This is a genomic window from Actinomadura atramentaria DSM 43919, assembly GCF_000381885.1.
Lineage (GTDB): Bacteria > Actinomycetota > Actinomycetes > Streptosporangiales > Streptosporangiaceae > Spirillospora > Spirillospora atramentaria.
In genome coordinates this window covers 303,485-320,093 of record NZ_KB907210.1, presented here as the reverse complement: position 1 = coordinate 320,093, position 16,609 = coordinate 303,485, and the positions used below count along the sequence as shown (strand labels likewise).

General features: G+C 75.5%; 18 protein-coding genes. 9 read left to right on the top strand and 9 right to left on the bottom strand.

Annotated elements, in window-relative coordinates; translation table 11 throughout:
- Window positions 1-440 precede the first annotated feature (440 nt).
- Window positions 441-1,304 (bottom strand): DUF1707 SHOCT-like domain-containing protein, encoded by an 864-nt coding sequence (locus tag G339_RS33075; protein WP_019630711.1) that lies wholly within the window; start codon window positions 1,302-1,304, stop codon window positions 441-443.
- Between the two features lie 280 nt (window positions 1,305-1,584).
- Window positions 1,585-4,770, bottom strand: coding sequence for an isoleucine--tRNA ligase (gene ileS, locus G339_RS0108840; protein WP_019630710.1), 3,186 nt, complete (start codon window positions 4,768-4,770; stop codon window positions 1,585-1,587).
- 782 nt (window positions 4,771-5,552) lie between these two features.
- Here ileS and G339_RS40310 point away from each other — a divergent pair.
- From G339_RS40310 to G339_RS0108825, 3 genes are read left to right on the top strand one after another with little or no spacing between them, the layout of a single operon-like run.
- Window positions 5,553-5,933, top strand: a complete 381-nt coding sequence (locus tag G339_RS40310) for a TraR/DksA family transcriptional regulator (protein ID WP_240489779.1) — start codon at window positions 5,553-5,555, stop codon at window positions 5,931-5,933.
- Window positions 5,906-6,541 (top strand): signal peptidase II, encoded by a 636-nt coding sequence (locus tag G339_RS0108830; RefSeq protein WP_084693179.1) that lies wholly within the window; start codon window positions 5,906-5,908, stop codon window positions 6,539-6,541. Before G339_RS40310 ends, G339_RS0108830 begins: the two co-directional genes overlap by 28 nt.
- Window positions 6,538-7,467, top strand: coding sequence for an RluA family pseudouridine synthase (locus G339_RS0108825; RefSeq protein ID WP_026341276.1), 930 nt, complete (start codon window positions 6,538-6,540; stop codon window positions 7,465-7,467). Before G339_RS0108830 ends, G339_RS0108825 begins: the two co-directional genes overlap by 4 nt.
- 12 nt (window positions 7,468-7,479) lie before the next feature.
- Here the strand turns inward: G339_RS0108825 and G339_RS0108820 are convergent, their stop codons facing one another.
- From G339_RS0108820 to G339_RS0108800, 5 genes are all read right to left on the bottom strand, one after another.
- Window positions 7,480-7,785, bottom strand: coding sequence for an AzlD domain-containing protein (locus tag G339_RS0108820; protein ID WP_019630706.1), 306 nt, complete (start codon window positions 7,783-7,785; stop codon window positions 7,480-7,482).
- A complete protein-coding gene (locus G339_RS33070) occupies window positions 7,782-8,525 on the bottom strand; it encodes an AzlC family ABC transporter permease (RefSeq protein WP_051107798.1) in 744 nt (247 codons plus the stop codon). Before G339_RS33070 ends, G339_RS0108820 begins: the two co-directional genes overlap by 4 nt.
- Before the next feature lie 456 nt (window positions 8,526-8,981).
- On the bottom strand, window positions 8,982-9,329 hold the full coding sequence (locus G339_RS0108810) for a chorismate mutase (protein ID WP_019630704.1): 348 nt from the start codon (window positions 9,327-9,329) through the stop codon (window positions 8,982-8,984).
- A 222-nt stretch (window positions 9,330-9,551) separates the two neighbouring features.
- Entirely contained in the window at window positions 9,552-9,992 is a 441-nt protein-coding gene (locus G339_RS0108805; protein WP_019630703.1) for a GNAT family N-acetyltransferase, read from the bottom strand.
- Between the two features lie 23 nt (window positions 9,993-10,015).
- Complete coding sequence (locus G339_RS0108800; protein WP_019630702.1) at window positions 10,016-10,714, bottom strand: DUF6882 domain-containing protein; 699 nt, start codon at window positions 10,712-10,714, stop codon at window positions 10,016-10,018.
- Between the two features lie 146 nt (window positions 10,715-10,860).
- Here G339_RS0108800 and G339_RS38660 point away from each other — a divergent pair, with 146 nt between their 5' ends.
- Complete coding sequence (locus tag G339_RS38660) at window positions 10,861-11,448, top strand: hypothetical protein (protein ID WP_240489768.1); 588 nt, start codon at window positions 10,861-10,863, stop codon at window positions 11,446-11,448.
- Here G339_RS38660 and ybaK read toward each other — a convergent pair.
- On the bottom strand, window positions 11,332-11,826 hold the full coding sequence (gene ybaK, locus G339_RS0108790) for a Cys-tRNA(Pro) deacylase (RefSeq protein ID WP_019630700.1): 495 nt from the start codon (window positions 11,824-11,826) through the stop codon (window positions 11,332-11,334). The two genes, G339_RS38660 and ybaK, sit on opposite strands and share 117 nt — an antisense overlap.
- Before the next feature lie 24 nt (window positions 11,827-11,850).
- Entirely contained in the window at window positions 11,851-12,519 is a 669-nt protein-coding gene (locus G339_RS0108785; protein ID WP_019630699.1) for an LON peptidase substrate-binding domain-containing protein, read from the bottom strand.
- 236 nt (window positions 12,520-12,755) lie between these two features.
- Between G339_RS0108785 and hisD the strand changes: the two genes are divergently transcribed.
- From hisD to hisH, 5 genes are read left to right on the top strand one after another with little or no spacing between them, the layout of a single operon-like run.
- Window positions 12,756-14,063, top strand: a complete 1,308-nt coding sequence (gene hisD / locus G339_RS0108780) for a histidinol dehydrogenase (protein ID WP_019630698.1) — start codon at window positions 12,756-12,758, stop codon at window positions 14,061-14,063.
- The gene (locus tag G339_RS0108775) at window positions 14,060-15,148 is read left to right on the top strand and encodes a histidinol-phosphate transaminase (RefSeq protein WP_019630697.1); all 1,089 of its coding nucleotides are present in this window, start codon (window positions 14,060-14,062) and stop codon (window positions 15,146-15,148) included. Before hisD ends, G339_RS0108775 begins: the two co-directional genes overlap by 4 nt.
- Window positions 15,149-15,739 (top strand): imidazoleglycerol-phosphate dehydratase HisB, encoded by a 591-nt coding sequence (gene hisB, locus G339_RS0108770; protein WP_019630696.1) that lies wholly within the window; start codon window positions 15,149-15,151, stop codon window positions 15,737-15,739.
- A 2-nt stretch (window positions 15,740-15,741) separates the two neighbouring features.
- Complete coding sequence (locus G339_RS38655) at window positions 15,742-15,912, top strand: hypothetical protein (protein ID WP_019630695.1); 171 nt, start codon at window positions 15,742-15,744, stop codon at window positions 15,910-15,912.
- Window positions 15,909-16,556 (top strand): imidazole glycerol phosphate synthase subunit HisH, encoded by a 648-nt coding sequence (hisH, locus tag G339_RS0108760; RefSeq protein WP_019630694.1) that lies wholly within the window; start codon window positions 15,909-15,911, stop codon window positions 16,554-16,556. Before G339_RS38655 ends, hisH begins: the two co-directional genes overlap by 4 nt.
- The last annotated feature ends 53 nt before the right edge of the window (window positions 16,557-16,609 follow it).

Below are 16,609 nucleotides of genomic sequence, written 5' to 3'. Positions count from 1 at the left end.
CGCCGCGCGGACGGGACGCCGCGCGGACGGGACGCCGCGCGGACGGGACGCCGCGCGGACGGGACATCGCGCGAACCGGACATCGCGCGGATGAGTACCGCGCTTGTGCCGTTACCCTGCCCGGCCCACGCGGCCGGGCACTGCGCTAGTGCCGGTTTCCCTGCCCGGCACCCTGCGGACTGGCACGGCACATCCCGGCGGGCCCCACGTGGACGGGACACGCGCTGCGCGGAGTGGGCCTTGCCTGGGGCCACGCCGGGCAACGCATGGGTGGGTGCCGCACCCGCGTCCGGATGCCCGCGCCGGGCCGGCCGTCGAGCTGCGCACCGCGCCGGCGGGTGCCACGCAGGCCAGGGCCGCGCAGACCTGGGCCGCGCGGGCCGGGTGCCACGGTTGCCGGGCACCGCGCGGGCTGGGTGCCGCGTGGGTCGGGGCGGGGGTCAGGGAGTGCCGTGGTCGCGGCGGTGGTGGTCGCGGCGGGTGGTGCGTTCGGCTCGGCGTTCCGAGCGTTCCTCCAGGTGGCGGGCGCGGCGGTCGTCGATGCGCTCGCGGTGGCGTTCGGCGCGTTCCTCGGCGCGGCGGCGGTGCTCCTCACGGCGTTCGCGGCGGCGCTCGGCGCGGGACGCGCCGAGTTCGCGGCGCTTGACCGAGACGCCGCCGAACAGCGCCATGCCCGTCAGCCGGATCACCGGGGCGTCCGGGGCGCAGCCCTCGTCGTCCACCGAGTCGACGCCGCCGAAGACGGCCGCGACGGAGCTGACCACCCGCACGCCCGGCGGCACGGTGAGCTCCACGCCGCCGAAGACGGCGACGACCTGGACGGTGACCTCGTGCGCGGTGAGGACCGCGCGGCGGAAGTCCAGCTCCGCGCCGCCGAAGACGCAGGTGACGGACGTGTGCGTCCCGACGAGCCAGCGGCCCTTGCGCTCGGTCCCGCCGAAGATCGCGACCATCGTCGGGCTCTGCGCGACCGGCGGCGGCTCGGCCGGGTCGGGCGCGGCCGGGGGAGCGGCGGCGGGGGCGGGGTCCTTGCGCAGCGACACCCGCGGGTCCAGCTCGGGGCCGCCGGGCAGGTCGTGCAGGACCGGTTCGAGGTCCGCGTACGTCCGCGCCCGGTACACGGCGTCGATCCGCTCGGCGTGCTCCTCCGGGGTGATCCGGCCCTCGGCCAGGGCCTCGCGGAGCCGGTCGGCGACGCGGTCGCGGTCGGCGTCCGAGGCGCGCAGCGGGGCGGGACCGGACGGGGCGGGCACGGGCCGCTCCTCGCCGGACGGGTCCGGTTCGGGGTGCTCTGGAAGGTTCACCCCGCGATTATCGCAAACGCGATGTGTCGCGTTGAAGACCCAACGCCGAACCGGGCGGCCGGATCGGGGAAAAGCCCCCCGATCCGGCCGCCCGGCTCGGCCACGCGCCCAGCGCGGCGCGCGGCTTTCGCCGCCCGGATCGGCCGCGCGCGTCCGGTCCGGCCGGTGACGCTCCGCGCGCCAGGTTCGGCCGACGGCGCTCTGCGCGTCCGGTCCGGGCGGTGGCGCTCCACGCGTCCGATCCGAACGGTGGCGCTCCGCGCGGCCGCGCGCGGTGGTGTCAGTCGGCGCGGCGGAGCCAGAAGCCGAGGCCCAGCTCGTCGTCGCGGCGCTGCGTCAGCTCGGCGTCCGGCCGGCCCTCGCTGATCGACGCGGCGAGCACCTCGGCCGCGACCTCGCCGCCGTGCGCGCGCAGCGCCTCGGCCAGGTCGTCCCCGGCGGCCCGCCACCACAGCTCGATCCGGTCGGTGATCTCCAGGCCCTCGGCCTTGCGGGCGTCCTGGACGAGCCGGACGACCTCGCGGACGAGCCCGGCCCGCCGCAGCTCCGGCGTGACCGTCAGGTCCAGCGCGACCGTCTCGCCCGCCGCGCTCTCCACCGCCCAGCCGCTGCGCGGCCGCTCGGTGACGATCACCTCGCCGGGCGCGAGGGACACCGCGCCGACGCCGGGCGCGTCCACGCTCGCGGCCCCGTCGGCGCGCAGCGCGGCGACGAGCGCGGCCGCGTCCGCCGCCTGCACGGCCTTGGCGACCAGCGGCGTGTCCTTGGCGAACCGGCGGCCCAGCTCCCGGAAGTTCGGCTTGACCTCGTACTCGACCAGGTCCCCGCCGACCGCCGACAGCTCCTCGAACGCCTCGACGTTCAGCTCGTCCGCGATCTGCGCGCGCAGCTCGGCGGGCAGGTCCGCCCAGCCCGCCGCGCCGACGAGCGCGCGGCCGAGCGGCTGCCGGGTGCGGACGCCGCTGGCGGCGCGGGCCGCGCGGCCCAGCTCGACCAGCCGCCGCGCGAGCGCCATCCGGGCCGTGAGGTCGGCGTCGAGCAGCGCCTCGTCGACCTCGGGCCAGCTCGCCAGGTGGACGGACTCGGGCGCGTCGTCGGCGCGGAGCACGTCCCACACGTGGTCGGTGACGAACGGGACCATCGGCGCCATGAGCCGCGTCAGCGTCTCCAGGCACTCGTAGAGGGTCGCGAACGCGGCCGAGCCCTCGGGCGTCGCCGGGCCCGCCCAGAACCGGCGGCGGGACCGGCGGACGTACCAGTTGGACAGGTCGTCCACGAACTCGGACAGGCGGCGGCCCGCGCGGGCGGTGTCGAACCGCTCCAGCGCCTCGGTGACCTCGCGGGTCGTGCGGTGCAGCTCGGCCAGCGCCCAGCGGTCCAGCAGCGGCCGGTCGGCGGGCGCGGGGGCCTCGCCGAGCCGGTCGGGGGTCCACGCGCCGCCCGCGCCGGACCCGGCGGCGTTGGCGTACAGGACGAAGAACGACGCGGTGTTCCAGTACGTCAGGAGCACCTTGCGGACGATCTCCTCCAGCACCCCGTGCCCGACCCGTCGCGACGCCCACGGCAGGCCGCTGGCCAGCATGAACCAGCGCAGGGCGTCCGCGCCGTGCTCGTCCATCAGCGGGATCGGGCGCAGCACGTTGCCGAGGTGCTTGCTCATCTTGCGGCCGTCCTCGGCGAGGATCAGCCCGAGGCAGACGACGTTCTCGTACGACGACCGGTCGAACACCAGCGTGCCGACGGCCATCAGCGAGTAGAACCAGCCGCGCGTCTGGTCCTGCGCCTCGCAGATGTACTGCGCGGGGTAGGACGCCTCGAACACGTCCCGGTTGCGGTGCGGCGCGCCCCACTGCGCGAACGGCATGGACCCCGAGTCGTACCAGGCGTCGATGACGTCGGGCACGCGGCGGGCCTCCGCGCCGCAGTCCGGGCAGGGGAACACGACGTCGTCCACGTAGGGGCGGTGCGGCTCCAGCGCCGCCAGGTCGCGCCCGGCCAGCTCGCCCAGCTCCGCGAGGGAGCCGACGCACGTCACGTGGGACTCGTCCGCGCCGCACACCCACAGCGGCAGCGGCGTGCCCCAGTAGCGGCTGCGCGACAGCGACCAGTCGACGTTGTTGCGCAGCCACTCCCCGTACCGGCCCTCCTTGACCGTCTCGGGGAACCAGTTCGTGCGGGCGTTCTCCTCCAGCAGCCGGTCCTTGACGGCCGTGGTGCGGATGTACCAGGCGGGGAGCGCGTAGTACAGCAGCGGGGTGTGGCAGCGCCAGCAGTGCGGGTAGCTGTGCTCGAAGTGGCCGCCGCGGAACAGCAGGCCGCGGCCGCGCAGGTCCTCGGTCAGGGCGTCGTCGGCGTCCTTGAAGAACACGCCGCCGACGAGCGGGACGTCGGCGGTGAACCGGCCGTCCGGCCCGACCGGGTTGACGACCGGCAGCCCGTACGCCTTGCAGACCGCCATGTCGTCCGCGCCGAACGCGGGGGCCTGGTGGACGAGCCCGGTGCCGTCCTCCACGGTGACGTAGTCGCCCAGCACGACGTAGTGCGCGTCGGGGATCTCGACCAGGTCGAACGGCCGCCGGTAGGGCGTGCGCTCCAGCTCGCGGCCGGTGAACTCCGCGATCCGCTCGGCGTCCGCGCCGAGGACCTGCTCCAGCAGCGGCTCGGCGACGACCAGGACCTCGTCGGACCCGGCGGGCCGCGCCGCGACGTAGGCGACGCCCGGGTGGACGGCGACGGCGGTGTTGGACACCAGCGTCCACGGCGTCGTCGTCCAGATCAGCAGCGAGGCGTTCAGCTCGGCGAGGGGGCCGCCGGTGACGGGCATCCGCACGTACACCGACGGGCTCGACACCGTCTCGTAGCCGCCCGGCTGGCCCAGCTCGTGGTCGGACAGGCCGGTGCCGCAGCGCGGGCAGTACGGCGTGATGCGGAAGTCGCGGAACAGCAGCCCCTTGTCGAAGACGACCTTCAGCGACCACCAGACGGCCTCGACGTACGCCGGGTCCATCGTGCGGTAGGCCTGGGACATGTCGACCCAGTAGCCCATCCGCTCGGTCATCTCCTCGAACGCGTCCACGTGCCGCTGCACCGACTCGCGGCAGCGGTCGTTGAACGCGGCGACGCCGTACTCCTCGATGTCCTTCTTGCCGGTGAGGCCCAGCTCCTTCTCCACGGCGACCTCGACGGGCAGGCCGTGGCAGTCCCAGCCCGCCTTGCGGGGCACGTGGTAGCCCTGCATGGTCCTGAACCGGGGGAAGATGTCCTTGAAGACGCGCGCCTCGACGTGGTGGACGCCCGGCATCCCGTTCGCGGTCGGCGGGCCCTCGTAGAAGACCCAGCGGGGGCCGCCCGCGGTGCGCTCCAGCGAGCGCTCGAAGATCTTGCCGTCCTGCCAGCGGCGCAGCGTGTCCCGCTCCAGCGCGGGAAGATCGACCTGCGTGGGCAGGGGCCGGAACTGACGGCTCACGGGAACGGACCTCCGGATCGACGCGGCCTGCGGTAAACACGTGGACCGGAGGGACGAGGCCGGGGCCCCGCGGTACCACCCTCCTTGCCCGCGCCGATGGGACGCGGACCGCTTCGTTCCAGTCGCGGCCGCCGGTTCTACCGCGGCGCGGGGAGACCGCGCCGTTTCTTCCGGCGGCTCGGGGGTGATCAGACCGCCGCGCTCGCCTCCGGGCTCGCACCCGCCCCGGATCGCTCATGGCCGCTCACGGCGGCAGGTGTCCCCGTCAGGGCCTGCCGCGAGACTGCGTGCGCCAACTCTAACGCACGCGGACCGGACTTCCTTCCCGGCGGCGGGGGCGGTCCCGGGCGGCGCTCTCTCGCCGGAACGCCGGGTTTTCCTTTGCCGACGGGACGGGCATATGCGGCGTGTGATCCAGCCAGGTCGTTGCCCGTCCGGTGAGAGGTAGACCCATGCAGCCCGCACTGCCCGTCGAGAACAGCACCGCGAGTCAGGCCGCGACGTCCGGCCGGGCGAAGCCCGCGGCGTCCCGGTCCGCCGCCAAGCCCGCCGCCAAGCCCGCCAAGGCCCCGGCGAAGGCGCCCGCCAAGAGCCCCGCCAAGCGGTCCGGCCCGAGCCGGGCCAAGGCCGCCGGGAAGACCGGGACCAAGGCCGCCAAGGCGGCCGGCCGGACCGCCACCAAGGGCGCGGCGCCCGCCGAGGGCAAGGCCGCCGCGGGCGGCGACGGGTCCGCGACGGCGACCGTCACCACGGCCCGGCCGGGGACGGCCGCCGCCGGGGCGCTGCCCGTCCGCGCGGGCGAGGGCCGCTGGACCGAGGGCGAGCTGGCCGACGTCCGCGCCGCGCTGCAGGAGGAGATCGACGCGCTGCAGGCGCAGATCGTCATGGCCGAGTCGCAGATCGCCGACGGCGACTCCGCGGACGGGGCCGGGGACGACCAGGCCGACGCGGGCGCCAAGACCTACGAGCGCGAGCACGAGCTGGCCCTGTCCTACAATGCGCGTGACCTGCTCGCCCAGAACGAGCGGGCCGTCCAGCGGATGGACGGCGGCACGTACGGCGTCTGCGAGTCGTGCTCCCTCCCGATCGGGAAGGCGCGCATGCAGGCGTTCCCCCGTGCCACCCTGTGTGTGACATGCAAACAACGCGAGGAACGTCGCTGAGCGACTCAACAGACCCCCAGAAGGGCGAGGCCGGGGAGTCCCCCCGGCCGCGCCGTGTCGGCGTGCTGGTCGCGGTCGGGTGCGCCGCGCTGGCCCTGGACATCGTCTCCAAGATCGCGGTCGTGGCCCTGCTGCAGGACCGCGCCCCCGTGCGGCTGCTCGGCGGGCTGCTGACGCTGCGCGAGACGCGCAACAGCGGCGCCGCGTTCTCGATCGGCACCGGGTACACGATCATCTTCACCGTGATCGCGTGCGGCGTCGTCGTCGCCATCGCGCGCACGGCCCGCAACCTGCGCAGCGTCCCGTGGGCGGTGTGCCTCGGGCTGCTGCTCGGCGGCGCGCTCGGCAACCTGGTCGACCGGGTGCTGCGCGCGCCCGCCCCGTTCCAGGGCCACGTGGTCGACTGGATCGAGCTGCCGGACTGGCCCGTCTTCAACCTCGCGGACTCCGCGATCACCTGCGGGGGCGTCCTCGCGGTGCTGCTCGCGGCGCGCGGCCTCCAGGTCGACGGGACGCGGGTGTCCGACGACGAGGACGACGACGGCAGGGACGGCGACGACGACGGAGACCGCGCGCCCGAGCCCGCCCCCGGGGAGCACGGCCGGTGAGCGACGTGCGGAGCATGCCCGTCCCGGACGGGCTGGAGGGCGAGCGCGCCGACGCGGCGCTGTCGCGGCTGTTCGGGCTGTCGCGCGGCCGCGCCGCCGACATCATCGCGGCGGGCGACGTGCTGCTGGACGGCCGCGAGGTCGCCAAGTCCGACCGGCTGCACGCCGGGGCGTGGCTGGAGGTCGTGCTGCCGCCGCCGCCCGCGCCGCCCGCGCCGGTCGCCGAGCCCGTCGCGGGCCTCGGCGTCCTGTACGAGGACGACGACATCGTCGTGGTGGACAAGCCGATCGGCGTCGCCGCGCACCCCACCACGGGGTGGACGGGGCCGACCGTCCTCGGCGGCCTGATCGGCACCGGCCGCACCGTCGCGACCAGCGGCGCGGCCGAGCGGCAGGGCATCGTCCACCGGCTCGACGCGAACACCACGGGCGCGATGGTGGTGGCCAAGAGCGAGGTGGCGTACTCGCGGCTGAAGCGGGCGTTCAAGGAACGCACCGTGAAGAAGCGCTACCAGGCGCTCGTCCAGGGGCATCCGGACCCGTTCCGGGGCACGGTGGACGCGCCGATCGACCGGCATCCGGCGGGGGACGGGCGGTTCGCGGTGGTGGCGGGCGGGCGTCCGTCGGTCACGCACTACGACACCGTGGAGGCGTTCCGGTCCGCGACGCTGCTGGACGTCGACCTGGAGACGGGCCGGACGCACCAGATCCGCGTCCACATGTCGGCGATCCGGCACCCCATCGCGGGGGACCTCGCCTACGGCGCGGACCCGACGCTCGCGGAGCGGCTCGGGCTGCGGCGGCAGTGGCTGCACGCGGTCCGGCTCGGGTTCGAGCACCCGGGGCACGGCGGCTGGGTGGAGTTCGAGAGCCCGTACCCGGACGACCTGGCGCGCGCGCTGGAGACCGTCGCCGAGGAGTCCTGAGAGCGGGCGCGCTCACAGCAGGCGCAGCCCGGCGGCGACGGCCGCGGCGGTGAGCAGCGCGACCAGGAACGGCGCGCGCAGCGCCAGCGCGACCCCGGCCGCGCAGACCCCGGCGAGGCGCGCGCCGTCCAGGCCGAGGCTCGGCCCGGACGTGAACGTCTGCAGCGCCACCAGCGACGCCAGCAGCGCGACGGGGACGAGTTCGGTGAACCGGCGGACGCGCGGGTCCTCCAGGACCCGCTGCGGGGTGATGAGGCCGCCGAGCTTCAGCAGGTAGCAGCCCGCTCCGGTGGCGAGCACCGCGATCCAGACGCTCACGTGGCGCGCTCCCGGCGGAGGTCGGCGCGGGCGTCCGGGCCGGTGCCCGCGCCGCGCAGCCCGAGCAGGGCGGCCAGCGCCGCGACCATGATCGGCACGCCGGTGGGCATGACGGGCGTGGCGACGACGGCGATGAGCGCGCCGGTGAGCGCGACGCGCACCTCGACGGGCCCGGCGGACAGGCGCGGCCACAGCAGGGCGAGGAACATCGCGGGCCCGAGCAGGTCGAGTCCGTACATCTTGGGGTCGCCGAGCCGGGACGCCCCGAGCGCGCCGAGCAGCGTGGTGATGTTCCACAGGGCGTAGATCGGGATGGCGGTGGCGAGGAAGCCGAGGCGGGCGGTCGCGCGGTCCGGCTGGGCGGTCGCGACGGCCGCGGTCTCGTCCACGATGAAGTGCGCGTAGGTCGCCCGCCGCCACCCCCGGACGCGGAGCAGGTCGGCGAGCCGGAGCCCGTAGAGCGCGTTGCGCCCGGCGAGCAGCACCGCGCCGAGCGTCCCGGTGAGCAGGCCGCCGCCGCCCGCGACGACGCCCGCGACGGCGAACTGGGACGCGCCGGAGAACGCCAGGAAGCTCAGCGCGCACGCCTGCTGGACCGACAGCCCGGCCGGGATCGCCGCAGCACCCCAGGCGAGCCCTGATATTCCGGAGGAGAAACCGATGTTCAACCCGTCCCTTACGGCATTGGCCTCGCGGGTCCGCGTTCCGGTCTCACCTGCCGCATACTCCGCAGCACTCATGACACCGAAGGCTAAAACAAGCACGGCAACCCCGGTATTGAACCGCCGTGCGCTCTCGTCCCACGGATGCCTTCAAGTGGCCGAGCGGACAGGTTCTCCGCTGCAATGCGGTCCCCGGCGTGCTGGAAAAAGGGTGTTTTCCGGGTATCGCCGGGGAGGCTCGGGGTGGCGCGGCGGTGATGTTTTCGCAGCTCAGCATGTTCTCGACAGACAACAGGTGTATATCGGTCGAGGATCGGGTGGGTCGCTCGCACCACGCCGGAAGGGCCAGGCCCACGACTTCGAAACTAGTACCGCGCGGAAATTTCCACACGCCCGCGCGGGCTGCCGGAAAATCTTGGAAGGGCTAGGCGAAACAGCCTAGGAAAGCGGCTGTGAGAACGGTCGCGGCCGGTGGAAAAGGACGCGGCGGCCCGTCCCGGAGAGCCGGGTCGGGCCGCCGGAAAAGGCGACGGGTCACCGGGTCTCGGACAGTTCCAGCCCGGTCTCGATGACGGTGTTCATGATCCGCGCGATGCGCTCGCGGCCGAGCGTCGGCGCGCGCTCGGCCATCGCCGCGACGATCTGCTCCTCGCGGCCGGGATTGCGCCCGGCGAACCCGCCGACCGGCTTGAGCCGCTGCACGACGCCCGCGACGGCCGCGCGGTGCTCCAGCAGCGTCGCCAGGGCCGCGTCGATGGCGTCGATGGCCGCGCGGGCCTGCTCGACGGTCGCCAGCCCGGCCGCGTCGGGCAGCGGGACGTGCAGTCCGCCCGCGACGCACGGGTCGGCGTGGGAACGGGGGTCGATCACGTGGTCGTCCACGAAGGTCCCTCTCTCCGGCGGCCGCCGCGGGGGATCGAGGACGCCCGGGGCCGCGCTGGTCATGGAGGCGCGCGCCCGCGCGGGCGCCGCCGTCGGCCGGCTCCGGGGGTCGTCGCTCAGGTCGCGGCGACCGGCTCGTGCGGAGCCGGCTGCGTAAAGCCGCGATGGTGACGTCCCATGCCGCCCATGATACCGGCGCGCCCGAGGCTCGGGACGGGCGTCTCAGGCGGTGAGACGGCGGCGCATCCAGACGTGCGGGATGCCCGCCTCGACGTCCTGCTCCCCGAACGCCGCGTAGCCCAGCCGCTCGTAGAACCCGCGCGCCGGGACCTGCGCGTGCAGCTCGACCGACGCCAGGCCCGCCGCGCGGGCGTGCTCCTCGACCGCGCGGACCAGGGCCGCGCCGAGGCCGGTCCCGCGCGCCTCCGGCAGCACGGCGAGGCGGCCGAGGACGGCCGCGCCGTCGCGGCGCAGCACGCGGACGGTGCCGACCGCGCGGCCGCCCGCCCGCGCCAGGAAGTGCGCGGCGTCGGCGTCGGCGGCGTCCAGCTCGATCTCGGCGGGCACGCCCTGCTCGTCCACGAAGACGCGGAACCGGACGGCGAAGGCCGCGTCGCGGTCGGCGGCGGACACGGCGGGGGAGATGACGGCGTTCACGCCCACCGGGTCTACCAGACGCGGGCGGGTCAGCGGCCCGCCGCCGCCAGCTCGGCCTCCCAGCCCGAGAACCGGCCGCGCGCGTCGAAGTGGGCGCGGAGCGAGCCGCCGCCCGGCGGCCGCGCCTCCACGGCCGCGTCGGTCTCCCGGTAGGGGACGCGGTGGCGGCTCAGCAGCCGCGCCAGCGTCAGCCGCGGGTCGGCGGGGAACAGGCTGACGGCGCTGGTGAGCAGCCGCGGCACCGGCACCGGGTCCCACGCGGCGGGCGGGGCCTGCGGGTCGTCCACGTGCAGGTAGGCCGAGCCGCCGTCGTACCCGGCCCCGATGTACCCGCCGCCGCCCAGCACGCCGCCGGCCGCCATCGCCACGAGCTCGCCGCCGTGCCCGGCCGGGCCGTCGTACCAGCCGAGGTCGACCTCGGGCGTGGTGAACTCCGGGATCGACAGCCGCTCGCCGAGCGCCCGGATGCCGAGCGTCGGGACGACCGCCGGGTGGTCCTCGCCGAACTGCGGGTTCGCCCAGCCCCACAGCCACGTCCGCTCGCGCGCGGCGTAGCTGCCGAGCAGCGCGACCCGCACCGTGACGCCGCCGCTGGTGTAGGCGCGGGCGGTCAGGTCGGCGCTCCAGTCCTCGCGCGGCAGGAACTCCGCGAGCGTCTCCTGCTGCTGCAGGACGACGGCGGCGAGTGCGGCGCCGAGCCGTTCGAAGGCGGGACTGAATCCGGACATGTCGGGCACATTATCCCAGGGGTCGGGCGGTTCTGGGGTCGGAATCGGGCACCTGCCGGTTGTCGTTCGGGTCACCAGGGCGGGCTAGGCTCTCACTGTCGGGAACGGGTCTTCGATGAGGAGCGTACGAGGTGCGGGCACCCGCCGTGAGGGCCTTGCGCACGTGGATCGTGACCTGTGTCCTCATGGTCATCCTCGGGCCGCCCGCCGGGCTGCTCTGGCACGCGGTCTCGCCGCACGTCCGGTACGTGGTGGTCGGCGGCGCGCCGTACCCGGCCGACCCCGAGGGCCCCGGCCCGATCGGCACCGACATGCGCTTCGCGCTGATCACGGCGGGCGCGGGCCTGCTGTGCGGCGCGGTCGCGTACGTCCTCGGCGGGCGGCGCAACGACGTCGCGCTGCTGCTCGGCCTCGCCGCGGGCGGCGCGGCCGCCGCGTACCTGGCCTGGCGGACCGGGCACCACATCGGGCTGGACTCCTACCGGCGCGCCGTGCGGCACGCGCCCGACGGGCGTGTCGTCACCGGCGTCCCCGACCTGCGCGCCACCGGAATCCTGACGTTCTGGCCGATCGTGGCCGTCGCGCTGTACGGCGTCCTGGAGCTGTTCGTGAAGCGGCTAGTCCCGCGCGACGCGGGCGAGCCGGGCGCCGGTGAGCCGGACGAGGTCGTCCGGGGCGAGCTCGATCTGCAGTCCGCGCCGGCCCGCCGAGACGTAGACGGTCGCGAACCCTGACGCCGACGCGTCCACCACGGTCGGCAGCCGCCGCCGCTGCCCGAGCGGGCTGATCCCGCCGACGACGTACCCGGTGGCCCGCTCGGCGTCGCGCGGGTCGGCCAGCCGCGCCCGCTTCCCGCCGAGCGCCGCCGCGAGCGCCTTGAGGTCCAGCGAGCCCGACACCGGCACGACCCCGACCGACAGCGCGCCGTCCACCTCCGCGAGCAGCGTCTTGAACAGGCGCTCGCGCGGGACGCCGAGCGCGTCGGCCGCCGCCTCCCCGTAGGACGCGGCGTCCGGGTCGACCGCGTACTCGTGCAGGGTGAACGCCACCGACGCGCGGGCCGCCGCGACCGTCGCGGGCGTGCCCTTCCCGCCGCTCTTTCCCGATGCCATGCCGCCCAGTGTGCCGGGCGCGGGTCAGTTCGGGTGGAAGGAGCCGTCCAGGAACGGTCCGGCGGGCAGCGTCGGGAACGCGCGCAGCAGGCGGTTCTCCCGGGCGAGCAGGGCGCGCGCCGCCGCCAGCCGCCGCGCGGCGTCCCCGGCGGCGAGCAGCCGCTGCTTGTCGGGTCCGTCCAGGACGACCGCCGCCGCGACGTCGTACGACACCGCGACCGCGTCGCGGCCGTCGGCGAGCCCCGCGACCTCGGGGACGGGCGCGCCGACCGCCGCCATCCGGTGCCGGTACACGCGGAACGCCGCGAGCGCCCGCTCGGCGGCGGCCGCCGCGTCCGCGCCCGCCTCCTCCGGCAGGTGCTCGACCTCCGCGCGCGGGTACGGGCCGGACGAGTCGACGCCCTTCGTCCGGAACCGGTCGCGGCCGACCGTCACCACGTCGTACCGGCCGTCCGGCCGGGCCCGCGCCTCGCGCAGGTCCGCGACGCAGCCCACCTCGGCCAGCCGCCGCGCCGCGCCCGGCCCGACCTCGTGGCCCAGCTCGATCGCGACGACGCCGAAGCGGCGCGGCGCGGGCCGGTCCAGCAGGTCCCGCAGCAGCGCCAGGTACCGCTCCTCGAACAGCCGCAGCGGCAGCACCATGCCGGGGAACAGCACGGTGCCCAGAGGGAACAGCGGCAGCCGCTCGGTCACGGGACCTCCCATCCTCGCGTCGGGACGCCGCCAGCGTACGGCCGCCCCCGGCCCGGAGAACGCCGGAATTCGCCCCCGATGAAACGGCGTGCGCGCGGTGGTGGATTCGGTCGTCCGTGACCGGATAGCGTCGGTCGGATGGGGTTCGCGGGCGGTTCGGCGCGCCCGTCCCCGGCGGGCGTCTCGGCACGTGAGACGTGGCGCGGCGGCCCGCCGCGGCTCCGTAGACTGGGCGCGTGATCTCCCGTATCGACCTGCGCGGCTCGCTCCCCGGCGACCTGCGCTCCGTGCTGCCCCGCGCCGAACTCGACGTCGAGGCCGCCCTGGACAAGGTGCGGCCCATCTGCGAGGACGTCCGCCATCGCGGCTCGGCCGCGGTGCGGGAGCACACCAGGGCGTTCGACGGCGTCGAGCTGGAGCGCACCCGCGTCCCGGTCGCCGAGGTCCACGCGGCGCTCGCCGCGCTGCCCGCGCCCGTCCGCGACGCGCTGGAGGAGGCGATCCGGCGGGCCCGGCTCGTCCACCGCGACCAGCGCCGCGCCGACGTCACCACGCAGGTCGTCCCCGGCGGGACCGTCACCGAGCGGTGGATCCCGGTGGACCGCGTCGGGCTGTACGTGCCGGGCGGCCGCGCGGTGTACCCGTCCAGCGTCGTGATGAACGTCGTGCCCGCGCAGGAGGCCGGGGTCGGCTCGCTCGCCGTCACCTCGCCCGCGCAGCGGGAGCACGGCGGGCTGCCGCACCCGGCGATCCTCGCGGCGTGCGCGCTGCTCGGCGTCGACGAGGTGTACGCGGCGGGCGGCGCGCAGGCGGTCGCGATGTTCGCCTACGGCACCGACGAGTGCCCGCGCGCCGACCTGGTCACCGGCCCCGGCAACGTCTACGTCGCCGCCGCCAAGCGGCTGCTCAAGGGCGTCATCGGCATCGACTCCGAGGCCGGGCCCACCGAGATCGCGATCCTGGCGGACGACACGGCCGATCCCGTCCACGTCGCCGCCGACCTGATCAGCCAGGCCGAGCACGACACGCTCGCCGCGGCCGTGCTCGTCACCGACTCGCCCGCGCTCGCCTCGGCCGTCGAGGCCGAGCTGAAGGCGCAGGTCGCGCGCACCAGGCACCGCGAGCGGATCACCGAGGCCCTGGCGGGCCGCCAGTCGGGCATCGTCCTGGTGGACGACACCGAGGCCGGGCTCGCCGTCGTCAACGCCTACGCCGCCGAGCACCTGGAGATCCAGACCGCCGACGCCGACGCGGTCGCCGCGCGGGTCCGCAACGCGGGCGCGGTCTTCGTCGGACCGCACGCGCCGGTGTCGCTCGGGGACTACCTCGCCGGGTCCAACCACGTCCTGCCGACCGGCGGCTGCGCCTGCCACTCCTCGGGGCTGTCGGTCCAGTCGTTCCTGCGCGGCGTCCACGTCGTCCGCTACGACGAGGCCGCCCTCGCCGCCGCCACCGCCCGCGTCGCGGTGCTGTCGGAGGCCGAGGACCTGCCCGCCCACGGCGCCGCCCTCAAGGCCCGCTTCGACTGGGAGATCCCCACGTGACGTCACTCGCCGACCTCCCGATCCGCGACGACCTGCGCGGCCGGGAGCCCTACGGTGCGCCCCAGCTCGACGTGCCGTACACGCTGAACACCAACGAGAACCCCTACCCGCCGTCCCCGGCGCTGGCCGCCGCGCTCGGCAAGGCCGTCGAGGACGTCGCCGGGAGCCTCAACCGCTACCCCGACCGCGACGCCGTCGCGCTGCGCGCCGACCTCGCGGACTTCCTCAACGCCGACACCCCCGGCGCGGGCCGCACCGCCGCGGGCGTGTGGGCCGCCAACGGGTCCAACGAGATCCTGCAGCAGATCCTCCAGGCGTTCGGCGGCGCGGGCCGCACCGCGCTCGGCTTCGAGCCGTCGTACTCGATGCACCCGATCATCACGCGGGTGTCCGGCACCGCCTGGACCGACGCGCACCGCGCCGACGACTTCGGCCTCGACGCCGACCGGGCCGTCGCCGCCGTCACCGCGCACCGGCCCGACGTCGTGTTCCTGACGTCGCCGAACAACCCGACCGGTACCGCGCTCGGCCTGGAGACCGTCGAGGCCGTCCTGGACGCCGCGCCCGGCATGGTCGTCGTGGACGAGGCGTACGCCGAGTTCCGCCGCGCGGGCACGCCGTCCGCGCTGAGCCTGCTGCCCGGCCGGCCCCGGCTGATCGTCACCCGGACGATGTCGAAGGCGTTCGCGATGGCCGGCACCCGGCTCGGCTACCTCGCCGCCGACCCCGCCGTCGTGGACGCGCTGCTGCTCGTCCGGCTGCCCTACCACCTGTCGGCCGTCACGCAGGCCGTCGCGCGGACCGCGCTGGCGCACCGCGCCGAGCTGCTCGGCACCGTCGACGCGCTGCGCGCCGAACGCGACGCGCTGGTCGGCTGGCTGCGCGGCCGGGGCCTGGCCGTCGCCGACTCCGACGCCAACTTCGTGCTGTTCGGCGCGTTCCCCGACCGGCGCGCCGTGTGGGAGGCGCTGCTGGAGCGCGGCGTCCTGATCCGCGAGGTCGGCCCGCCCGGCTGGCTGCGGGTCAGCGTCGGCACGCCCGAGGAGATGACGGCGTTCCGCGCCGCCCTGAAGGAGGTCCTGTAAGTGCGCAAGGGACGCGTGGAGCGCGCCACCAAGGAGACGTCCGTCCTGGTCGAGATCGACCTGGACGGCACCGGCGCGGTGGACGTCGCGACCGGCGTCGGGTTCTTCGACCACATGCTCGCCCAGCTCGGCAAGCACGGCTCGTTCGACCTGACCGTCAAGACGCGGGGGGACCTGCACATCGACGCGCACCACACGATCGAGGACACCGCCATCGCGCTCGGCCAGGCGTTCCGGCAGGCGCTCGGCGACAAGGCGGGCATCCGCCGGTTCGCGGACGCCTCGATCCCGCTGGACGAGGCGCTGGCGCAGGTCACCGTGGACGTGTCGGGCCGCCCCTACCTGGTCCACTCCGAGCCGGACGGCCTCGCGCCGATGATCGGCCCCGAGTACGACACGACGATGACCCGGCACGTGCTGGAGTCGTTCGTGTCGAACGCGCAGGTCGCGCTGCACGTCCACGTCCCGTACGGGCGCAACGCCCACCACGTCGTCGAGGCGCAGTTCAAGGCGCTGGCGCGGGCGCTGCGCGACGCCGTCGCGTTCGACCCGAAGGTCCACGGCATCCCCTCCACGAAGGGGGCGCTGTAGCGGTGGACGTGGGGGACCTGCACTTCACCTACGCCAACGTGCTGATGTTCGGGCTGGCGGTGTTCCTGCTGATGGGCGTGGTCAGCTTCGTCCGGCAGGGCCTCAGAACGGCGGCGGTCGTCGTCGGGGTGCTCGCGGCGTGCGCCGCGGCCGGGGGAGTGATGTGGCTGTGAGCGGGCGCGCCTCGATCGTCGTCCTGGACTACGGGTCGGGCAACCTGCGGTCCGCCGAGCGGGCCGTGGCGCGGCACGGCGTGGACGTCACCGTCACCGCCGACTGGGACGCGGCGCTCGCCGCAGACGGGCTGGTCGTGCCGGGCGTCGGCGCGTTCGCGGCCTGCATGGCGGGGCTGCGCGCGATCCGCGGCGAGCAGATCATCGGACGGCGGCTCGCGGGCGGGCGGCCCGTCCTCGGCATCTGCGTCGGCATGCAGATCCTGTTCGGCAAGGGCGTCGAGCACGGCGCCACCACCGAGGGCTGCGCCGAGTGGCCCGGCACCGTCGAACGCCTCGACGCGCCCGTCCTGCCGCACATGGGCTGGAACACCGTGGACGCGCCCGCCGGGTCGCGGCTCTTCGCGGGCCTCGGCGCCGACACCCGGTTCTACTTCGTCCACTCCTACGCGGTGCGCCGCTGGGAACTGGCGCCCGATCCGCTCGGCAACCTCGCGCCGCCGCTGGTCACCTGGGCCGAGCACGGCGACCGGTTCGTCGCCGCCGTGGAGAACGGCGCGCTGTGCGCGACGCAGTTCCACCCGGAGAAGTCCGGCGACGCGGGAGCGCAGCTCCTGGAGAACTGGCTCGCGACCCTGCGCTGACCCGCGCCGACCCGCGCCCCCGCAACCCCGATCCACGTCCGGACAAGGAAGAC

What these genes read in the sequence shown, in the direction of transcription:
- G339_RS0108800 (WP_019630702.1), bottom strand. Translation starts at nt 10,714, where the DNA reads ATGTCCGGATTCAGTCCCGCCTTCGAACGGCTCGGCGCCGCACTCGCC.
- G339_RS0108830 (WP_084693179.1), top strand. Translation starts at nt 5,906, where the DNA reads ATGCAAACAACGCGAGGAACGTCGCTGAGCGACTCAACAGACCCCCAG.
- G339_RS33070 (WP_051107798.1), bottom strand. Translation starts at nt 8,525, where the DNA reads ATGAGTGCTGCGGAGTATGCGGCAGGTGAGACCGGAACGCGGACCCGC.
- ybaK (WP_019630700.1), bottom strand. Translation starts at nt 11,826, where the DNA reads ATGGCATCGGGAAAGAGCGGCGGGAAGGGCACGCCCGCGACGGTCGCG.